This is a genomic window from Paenirhodobacter hankyongi (assembly GCF_003664585.1).
GTDB classification, from domain to species: Bacteria; Pseudomonadota; Alphaproteobacteria; order Rhodobacterales; family Rhodobacteraceae; genus Rhodobacter; species Rhodobacter hankyongi.
Map to the genome: position 1 here is coordinate 116155 of NZ_RCHI01000012.1, position 8513 is coordinate 124667.

10 protein-coding genes are annotated in these 8513 nt (G+C 66.9%); 8 read left to right on the forward strand and 2 right to left on the reverse strand.

Going from position 1 to position 8513, the window contains the following annotated elements; genetic code table 11:
• Positions 1 to 243: 243 nt before the first annotated feature.
• Genes DYS74_RS12935 through DYS74_RS12965 form a run of 7 tightly spaced genes read left to right on the forward strand, consistent with a single transcriptional unit; the run spans position 244 to position 5612 of the window.
• The gene (locus DYS74_RS12935) at positions 244 to 945 is read left to right on the forward strand and encodes a response regulator transcription factor (protein WP_121534110.1); all 702 of its coding nucleotides are present in this window, start codon (positions 244 to 246) and stop codon (positions 943 to 945) included.
• The gene (locus DYS74_RS12940; RefSeq protein ID WP_183077525.1) at positions 942 to 2687 is read left to right on the forward strand and encodes a sensor histidine kinase; all 1746 of its coding nucleotides are present in this window, start codon (positions 942 to 944) and stop codon (positions 2685 to 2687) included. Before DYS74_RS12935 ends, DYS74_RS12940 begins: the two co-directional genes overlap by 4 nt.
• 3 nt (positions 2688 to 2690) lie before the next feature.
• Positions 2691 to 3122 (forward strand): HPr kinase/phosphorylase, encoded by a 432-nt coding sequence (locus DYS74_RS12945; RefSeq protein WP_121534112.1) that lies wholly within the window; start codon positions 2691 to 2693, stop codon positions 3120 to 3122.
• A 14-nt stretch (positions 3123 to 3136) separates the two neighbouring features.
• Positions 3137 to 4036 carry an RNase adapter RapZ gene (gene rapZ / locus DYS74_RS12950; RefSeq protein ID WP_121534113.1) on the forward strand — a complete coding sequence of 300 codons (900 nt, stop codon included), beginning with the start codon at positions 3137 to 3139 and terminating at the stop codon, positions 4034 to 4036.
• On the forward strand, positions 4033 to 4434 hold the full coding sequence (locus DYS74_RS12955) for a PTS sugar transporter subunit IIA (protein WP_121534114.1): 402 nt from the start codon (positions 4033 to 4035) through the stop codon (positions 4432 to 4434). Before rapZ ends, DYS74_RS12955 begins: the two co-directional genes overlap by 4 nt.
• Positions 4434 to 4703 carry an HPr family phosphocarrier protein gene (locus DYS74_RS12960; protein ID WP_121534122.1) on the forward strand — a complete coding sequence of 90 codons (270 nt, stop codon included), beginning with the start codon at positions 4434 to 4436 and terminating at the stop codon, positions 4701 to 4703. Before DYS74_RS12955 ends, DYS74_RS12960 begins: the two co-directional genes overlap by 1 nt.
• A gap of 42 nt (positions 4704 to 4745) precedes the next feature.
• Positions 4746 to 5612, forward strand: a complete 867-nt coding sequence (locus DYS74_RS12965) for a lysophospholipid acyltransferase family protein (protein WP_245965280.1) — start codon at positions 4746 to 4748, stop codon at positions 5610 to 5612.
• 59 nt (positions 5613 to 5671) lie between these two features.
• Here the strand turns inward: DYS74_RS12965 and DYS74_RS12970 are convergent, their stop codons facing one another.
• Complete coding sequence (locus DYS74_RS12970; protein WP_121534116.1) at positions 5672 to 6547, reverse strand: 3-hydroxybutyryl-CoA dehydrogenase; 876 nt, start codon at positions 6545 to 6547, stop codon at positions 5672 to 5674.
• 166 nt (positions 6548 to 6713) lie between these two features.
• On the opposite strand from DYS74_RS12970, the gene DYS74_RS12975 reads away from it, so the two are divergent.
• The gene (locus DYS74_RS12975) at positions 6714 to 7535 is read left to right on the forward strand and encodes a DUF6473 family protein (RefSeq protein WP_121534117.1); all 822 of its coding nucleotides are present in this window, start codon (positions 6714 to 6716) and stop codon (positions 7533 to 7535) included.
• 215 nt (positions 7536 to 7750) lie between these two features.
• On the opposite strand, the gene DYS74_RS12980 is transcribed toward DYS74_RS12975, so the two are convergent.
• On the reverse strand, positions 7751 to 8513 hold a 763-nt coding region (locus DYS74_RS12980), incomplete at its 5' end, for an electron transfer flavoprotein subunit alpha/FixB family protein (RefSeq protein ID WP_121534118.1).

Consider the following 8513-nt stretch of genomic DNA (forward strand, 5'->3'; position numbering starts at 1 on the left):
GGATGGGCCCCTATAACATGACGTTTCGGTGATGGAACAGGACGCTTTGACCCAGTTAGCGCAACCACGGCGATGTTTAGCGCAACCAGCACGGGAAGGTGAGGCAAATTAGCCAGACGTTGTTTTTTTTGTGCTGAGATGATTCGCGCAACCAGTCCGATTCGCACATACAGAGTTGATTCCACGGGCCGGAAAGCGGACAATGCCCGGCAATTAATAAGAGAGCAGTAGAGGGTACAGGACATGTCGAGGATCGCTCTGGTCGACGACGATCGCAACATTCTGACGTCCGTTTCGATGACGCTGGAAGCCGAGGGCTACGAGGTCGAGACCTACAACGACGGGCAGGCTGCACTTGATGCCTTCACCAAGCGACTGCCGGACATGGCGGTGCTCGACATCAAGATGCCGCGGATGGACGGGATGGAGCTGCTGCAGCGGCTGCGCCAGAAGACCACGATGCCGGTGATCTTCCTGACCTCGAAGGATGACGAGATCGACGAGGTCCTGGGCCTGCGCATGGGCGCGGACGACTATGTCAAGAAACCCTTCAGCCAGCGCCTGCTGGTCGAGCGCATCCGGGCGCTGCTGCGCCGCCAGGAGGTGATCGCCTCGGGCGAGGCGCCGGTGAGTGACGAGAACAAGGTCATCACCCGCGGCAGCCTGACGATGGACCCGCTGCGCCATTCGGTGAGCTGGAAGGGCAAGGAAGTCACGCTGACCGTGACCGAATTCCTGCTGCTGCAGGCGCTGGCGCAGCGCCCGGGCTTCGTCAAGTCGCGCGACCAGCTGATGGACGTCGCCTATGACGATCAGGTCTATGTCGACGATCGCACCATCGACAGCCACATCAAGCGCCTGCGCAAGAAGATGCGCAGTGCCGACGACGATTTCTCGGCGATCGAGACGCTGTACGGCATCGGCTATCGCTACAACGAAGAATGACGATTTCCGGACAGATGGGGGCGGAGCGGCCGAAGGTGACGGGCAGGAAGCGGGCGGGGACGGATGTTCTTCTCGGTGAGGACTGGGTCGGCCCCGAGAGCGTGGTCGACGAGGATCTCGCACGCGGCCGTGCCCGGCGCAGCCTGATCGCGCTCAACCGCTCGCCGCTGGCCCGCAAGATCATCACCTTCAACCTGCTTGCCATGCTGGTGATGGTGGCGGGGGTGCTCTATCTCAACCCGTTCCGCGACAGCCTTGTGTTCCAGCGCGAGAGCGCGATCGTCAGCGAGGCCGAGCTGATCGCCGACGTGTTCGAGGCGCGGATGCCGGTTGCGGCACCGGTGAACCTTGCCGCAGGCGACGGGCTCGACGTGGCCGACGTGATGCGCGGGATCGAGTTGCCGGAAGGCGCCTCGCTCTATGTCTTCGACATGGGCGGCAACCTTCTGGCCAATTCCGACGAGGTCGGCACTGCGCCGCACGAACCGGTCTCGGGCCTGGGCATCGACGAGCGTTCGACGATGATCACCGACATGCTGAACCGGGGCTGGGAATGGCTTTCGGGGCTGGTGCGCGGCGGCGTGCCGCGTGCGCCCGAGATCGTCGACACCCGCGCGATGGCGGAAAAGCTGGTGCCGCGGGTGAACGAGGGGGCGACGGTGATGGCCACCGACCGCGACGGCGGCGGTGCCACGATCTTCTCGGTCGCCACCGGGATCTACCAGAACGGGCGGATGGTCGGGATGATCGCCATGACCTCCGCCGCGGGCGAGATCGACAAGCTCGTCCGGATCGAGCGCGAGCAGGTGCTGCAGATGTTCGTGGTGGCGATCATCGTCTCGATCGGGCTCAGCCTGGTGCTGGCCTCGACCATCGCCAACCCGCTGGCCGACCTGGCCCGCGCCGCGGAGATCGGCCGCGACCGCAACGCCCGCAAGATGCAGCCCGGCCGGGTGCGCATCCCCGACCTGACGGCGCGGCCTGACGAGATCGGGCGGCTCTCGGGGGCGCTGCGCGGCATGGTCGCGGCGCTTTACGACCGGATCGACGCGAACGAGCAGTTCGCCGCCGATGTCGCACACGAGATCAAGAACCCGCTTGCCTCGCTGCGCTCGGCCGTGGCCTCGCTGCAGGTGGTCAAGCGCGAGGATCAGCGCGCCAAGCTGCTCGAGGTGATCGATCAGGACGTGCAACGCCTTGACCGGCTGGTCAGCGACATCTCCAATGCCTCGCGGCTCGACAGCGAGCTGGTGAAGGAGGAGGAGGAGACCTTCGACCTGATGAAGATGGTCGGCAACCTGGCCGAGTATCTGGGCGAGCAGGCTGCCAAGAAGGGGGTCGAATTCATCATCGACCTGCCGAAGGAGCCGATCGTCATCACCGGGCTCGAGGGCCGTCTGGCGCAGGTCTTCGTCAACCTCATCACCAACGCCATCAGCTTCTGCGAGGAGGGCGATGCGGTCCGGATCTGGGCGCGGCGGCGCGAGAACCGGGTGCTGGTCGTGGTCGAGGACACCGGTCCGGGCATCCCCGACGAGGCGCTGACCAAGGTCTTCAAGCGCTTCTATTCGCAGCGCCCGCCGGGACAGTTCGGCGATCACTCGGGCCTCGGCCTTGCGATCTCGAAGCAGATCGTCGAGGCGCATGGCGGCGTGATCTGGGCCGAGAACATCCGCCCGACCGATGCCGATGCCAGCTCGGAACCGCTCGGCGCGCGGTTCGTGGTCGGCCTGCCGGTCTGAGCCGTGGCCGCGCCGGCCGGTGCCAACATCCATGCGACCGCCGTCGCGCTCGATCCCGGGCGCGGCGTGCTGATCCTCGGCCCGTCCGGGGCGGGGAAATCCTCGCTCGCACTGCGGCTGATGGCGCTTGGGGCCACGCTTGTCGCCGATGACCGGGTCGATCTGCGGCTCGGCGACGGTGGGCTGATCGCCTCCGCGCCCGCCGCGCTGCACGGGCTGATCGAGGCGCGCGGTGCCGGCATCCTGCGCGCCACGGCGCTGGAGGCCGCCCGGATCGCCCTTGTCGTCGATCTGAACGAGCGCGAGACCGAGAGACTGCCGCCGATGCGCCACAGGGAGATCCTCGGCGTGTCCCTGCCCCTTGTGCTGCGACTGCAAGATGGCCATCTTGAAGCGGCAATCCTGCAATGGCTCAGGGGCGGGAGACAGGCGTGAGCGCAGAGCCCTCAATGCAGCAGACGGCGACACGCGTCGTTCTGGTGACCGGCCCGTCGGGGGCCGGCCGCTCGACCGCGATCGCCGCGCTCGAGGATCTGGGCTACGAGACCATCGACAACCTGCCGCTGAGCCTCGTGCCGCGGCTGCTCGACGGGCCGCTGGCGCGCCCGCTGGCGCTTGGGGTCGATGTGCGCAACCGCGATTTTGCCGTCACCTCGCTGATCGAGCTGATCGACGGGCTGACCCGGGTGCCCGAGTTGCGGCTCGAGGTGCTTTACCTCGACGCGAACCCCGATGTGCTGGTGCGCCGCTATTCCGAGACCCGCCGCCGCCATCCGCTGGCGCCCGAGGATGCGCCGCTCGAGGGGATCACCCTCGAGGTCGACCTGCTGGCGCCGATCCGGGTGCGGGCGGATGTGCTGATCGACACTTCGGCGATGAGCCCGCACGACCTGCGGGCAGAACTGGCGCGCTGGTTCGACATGGGCAAGATCGCCCGGCTTGCGGTCTCGGTGCACAGCTTCAGCTACAAGCGCGGCGTGCCGCGCGGGCTCGACATGATGTTCGACTGCCGCTTCCTGTCGAACCCGCACTGGGTGCCGGCGCTGCGCCCGCTGACCGGGCTCGACCCGTCGGTCGCGGCCCATGTCGCGGCCGATCCGCGCTTTGTCCCCTTCATCACGAAGGTGCGCGATCTCTTGCTTTTCCTGCTGCCGGCCCATGTTGAGGAAGGCAAGAGCCACCTTGCCGTGGGCTTCGGCTGCACCGGCGGTCAGCACCGCTCGGTTGCCGTGACGGAAAACATCGCCCGAGCCCTTGCAGAGGCTGGCTGGCAAGTGTCTAAACGGCACAGGGAACTGGAACGGCGGGCTCTGGCCCAGCCCGGGGTGAAAGAGGCAGGCGGCGCGTGATCGGAATCGTGATCGTGGCACATGGTGGTTTGGCGCGCGAGTATCTCGCAGCGGTCGAGCATGTCGTCGGCCCGCAGGAGGGAATCCGCGCGATCACCATCGAGGACGACCATGATCGCAGCGCGAAGCAGGCCGAGATCCGCGCCGCGGCCGATGCCGTCGACACCGGCGCCGGCGTGGTGGTGGTGACCGACATGTTCGGCGGCTCGCCCTCGAACCTCAGCCTGCTGGCCTGCGAGGCCTGCGAGCGCGAAATCGTCTACGGCGCCAATCTGCCACTGTTGATCAAGCTGGCGAAATCGCGCAGCCTCGGCGTCCATGCGGCGGTCGAGGCGGCGCTCGATGCCGGCCGTAAATACATCAACAGCTATTCGGCATATGGAACGGGCGGCAAGTGATCATCAGACGGGTTTTGCGGATCGTCAACGAGAAGGGGCTGCATGCGCGCGCCTCGGCCAAGTTCGTCGAGGTGGTGGAGCGGTTCGACGCCCGTGCCGAGGTGGAAAAGGACGGGATGCGCGTTTCGGGCGATTCCATCATGGGCCTTTTGATGTTGGCAGCCTCGCGCGGAACATCTATTGAGGTTTCGACCAGCGGGGACGAAGCCGAGGCCCTGGCCGATGCGCTGCAGGCCCTGGTGGCCGACCGCTTCGGCGAGGACGGCTGAGGCAGGCTCGCGCTTCCCGCGTTGCGCAAAGAGGGTCCTGTGTTGGACGAACATGCAGGCACCGTTCCGGTGCAGACCCCGGCCGAGGTGGCGCCCTATGACAAGGGCCGTCTGTCCTACGCCGGAACTTTCACCAATCCCTGGAAGGCGAACACGATCCGCGCGATCGAGTGGATGACGGCGAAGTGGAAACTCCTGCGCCTGATCCGCCAGTTCGAGCGCCGCGGCGCCCCCTTCGGTCAGCCGTTCTGGCCGCAGGCGCTCGACATCATGGGGATCGAGGTGACGACGCCCGCCGAGCAGATCGCCCGCATCCCGAAGGACGGCCCGCTCGTCGTGGTGGCGAACCACCCGCACGGGCTCGTCGACGGGATGGTACTGGCCTATCTGATCGGCCAGGTGCGCACCGACTACAAGATCCTCACCCGCTCGCTGCTGACCGGCATCCCCGAGATCGCCGAGTTCATGCTGCCCGTGCCCTTCCCGCACGAGCCGAACGCGCAGGAGGAAAGCCTGAAGATGCGCGCCGAGTGCATGGCGACGCTGAAGGCGGGGGGCGTGATCGTGCTGTTCCCGGCAGGCCAGGTCGCGCATTCGGACACCTATTTCGGCACCCCGGTCGAGCAGGACTGGAACCCCTTCACCGCGAAGATGGTGGCGCGTTCCGGCGCGCAGGTGCTGCCGATCTATTTCCCGGGCCGCAACTCGCAGGCCTATCAGATCGCCAACAAGCTCAGCGCGACGCTGCGCCAGGGGCTGCTGCTGTACGAGATCCGCCGGGCGCTGAACAAGCGCCAGTCTCCGGTGATCGGCCGGGCGTTCTCGGCCGACGAGCTGCGTGATCCGCTGAGGGACCCGCGCCGCTGGCTGGCCGAGATGCGCGAGCACACGCTCAACCTGCGCGGCTGAGCCCTCGCAATGAAAAAGGCCCCGGATTTCCGGGGCCTTCGTGTTTCTGGCGGGACGCCTCAGCGCGTCGGCACCGGGGTCTCGCCGCGATAGTCGTAGAAACCGCGGCCGGTCTTGCGGCCCAGCCAGCCGGCCTCGACGTATTTCACCAGCAGCGGGCAGGGGCGATACTTGGTGTCCGCCAGCCCGTCGTGCAGCACGTGCATGATCGCCAGGCAGGTGTCGAGGCCGATGAAGTCGGCCAGTTCCAGCGGCCCCATCGGGTGGTTCGCGCCCAGCTTCATCGCCATGTCGATCGACTGCACGTTGCCCACGCCTTCATAGAGCGTGTAGACCGCCTCGTTGATCATCGGGATCAGGATGCGGTTCACGATGAAGGCCGGGAAGTCCTCGGCCGAGGCCGCGGTCTTGCCGAGCTTCGCCACGATCGCGAGCATCGTCTGATAGGTCTCGTCATCGGTGGCGATGCCGCGGATCAGCTCGACGAGCTTCATCACCGGCACCGGGTTCATGAAGTGCACGCCCATGAAGCGCTCGGGCCGGTCGGTCTTCGAGGCCAGCCGGGTGATCGAGATCGACGAGGTGTTCGAGGCGAGGATCGTCGTCGGTTTCAGATGCGGCACGAGCGTCTTGAAAATCTGGTTCTTCACGTCCTCGCGCTCGGTCGCGGCCTCGATCACCAGATCGGTCTGGCCCAGATCGGTCAGCGTCAGCGTGGTGGTGATGCGGGCAAGGGTGGCGGCCTTGTCCTCGGCGGTGATCTTCTCGCGCGAGACCTGGCGGTCCAGGTTCTTCTCGATGGTGGCCATCGCCTTGTCGAGGCTGTCCTGCGCGATGTCGTTCAGCAGGACATTGTAACCCGCGAGGGCGAAGACGTGGGCAATGCCGTTGCCCATCTGGCCTGCGCCAACGATACCTACGGTTTCGATCGTCATGTCGGTTCCTTCCCGATTACTCGCGGCCACTATGCTGCAGTGCAGCAAGCAGCGCAAGGGGGATCCCCGGGCGGCACCGGCCGCGGCAGGACCGGCGCGCCTTAGCCCTTTCGCAAGGGTTTGCGTGCAAATCTGGCGCGAACCGAGTCGAAAACCGAGGTGGGACATGGCTTTCGAGTATGCGGGCGATGGTGCCCTCGACTATTTTCCCTGTCGCTACGGGCGCTCGAAACTGTTGTTCCGAGGGCCACGCCGGCAGCTGGTGCCGCCCTTCGTCTCGGCGTTCGGCGGTTCGGAAACCTATGGCAAGTTCGTCGAGGAGCCCTGGCCTGCCCTGCTCGAGGAACGGATCGGTCTCCCGGTGGTGAACTTCGGCTATCTCAACGCCGGGGTCGACGTTTTTCTGGGCGAGCCGCAGCTGCCCGAGCTGACGCGGCTGTCGCGGCTGCGGATCGTGCAGCTGACCGGGGCGCAGAACCTGACGAACCGCTTCTATGCGGTGCACCCGCGCCGGAATGACCGTTTCCTGCGCGCGTCGGGTCTGATGCGCTCGGTCTTCGGCGAGATCGATTTCACCGAGTTCAACTTCACCCGCCACATGCTGTCGGTGCTGATGGGGCAGGGGCCCGAGCGCTACGAGCTTCTGGTGGCGGAACTGCGTCACACCTGGGTGGCGCGGATGACGACACTGCTCGAGCGGCTGGAGGGGCCGAAGCTGCTCCTGTGGCTCACCGACTGGCGCGACCCGCTGCTCGGCGATCCGCTCGGGCCCGAGCCGCTTTTCGTGACGCAGGAGATGGTCGACCGGATCGCGCCGCTCGCCCAGGTTCTGGTGCGGGTGCAGCCCTCGAGCATGGCGCGCTCGGCAGGCACGGTGGGGATGCATTTCGCGGCGCTCGAGGAGCCGGCCGCCGCCTCGATGCCGGGGCCGCTCGTGCATCAGGAGATTGCCGAGGCACTCGCCCCGGTCGTCGGGCGGATGATCTGAAGGGCGTGTGGGGACAAACACCTCCCCTTTCGGACGGCCCGGCGCGTCGGCAGAAGGGGGGCGCTGCCCCCCTCGGCTTCGCCTCCCCGCCGGCGTATTTGCACCAGGAAAGAGCAAGGGCGCCCCGATCGGAGCGCCCTTTGTCTTCATCTTGCCGCAAATACCTCGGGGGCCGAGGCATTGCCTCGGCGGGGCAGCGCCCCCGCCCGAGGGGGTCAGAGCTTCGCGGTCATTTCCGGCACGGCCTGGAACAGGTCGGCGACCAGACCGAAATCGGCGACCTGGAAGATCGGCGCCTCTTCGTCCTTGTTGATCGCGACGATGATCTTGCTGTCCTTCATCCCCGCAAGGTGCTGGATCGCGCCCGAGATGCCGCAGGCGACATAGAGCTCCGGCGCCACGACCTTGCCGGTCTGGCCGACCTGCCAGTCGTTCGGCGCAAAGCCACTGTCGACCGCCGCGCGCGAGGCCCCGACCGCCGCGCCGAGCTTGTCGGCGAGCGCCTCGATGATCGCGAAGTTCTCTTCCGAGCCGACGCCGCGGCCGCCCGAGACGACGATCTTCGCCGAGGTGAGTTCCGGGCGATCCGAGGTCGCCACCTTGTCCTCGACCCAGGCCGAGAGGCCCTTGTCGCCCGCCGGGGCAGCGGCCTCGATCGGCGCCGAGCCGCCCGCACCCGCCGCCTCGAAGGCGGTCGTGCGCACGGTCATCACCTTGACCTTGTCTGCGGACTTCACCGTCTGGATCGCGTTGCCGGCATAGATCGGCCGCTCGAAGGTGTCGGCGTCGACGACGCCGATGACATCCGAGAGCACCATCACGTCGAGCAGGGCCGCGATCCGCGGCAGGGCGTTCTTCGCCGCCGCCGTCGAGGGCGCGACGATGTGGCTGACGCCACCCGCGAGCGAGACGACCAGATCGGCGAGCGGCTCGGCCAGCCCATGGGCATAGGCCGCGTCCTCGGCGACCAGCACCTTC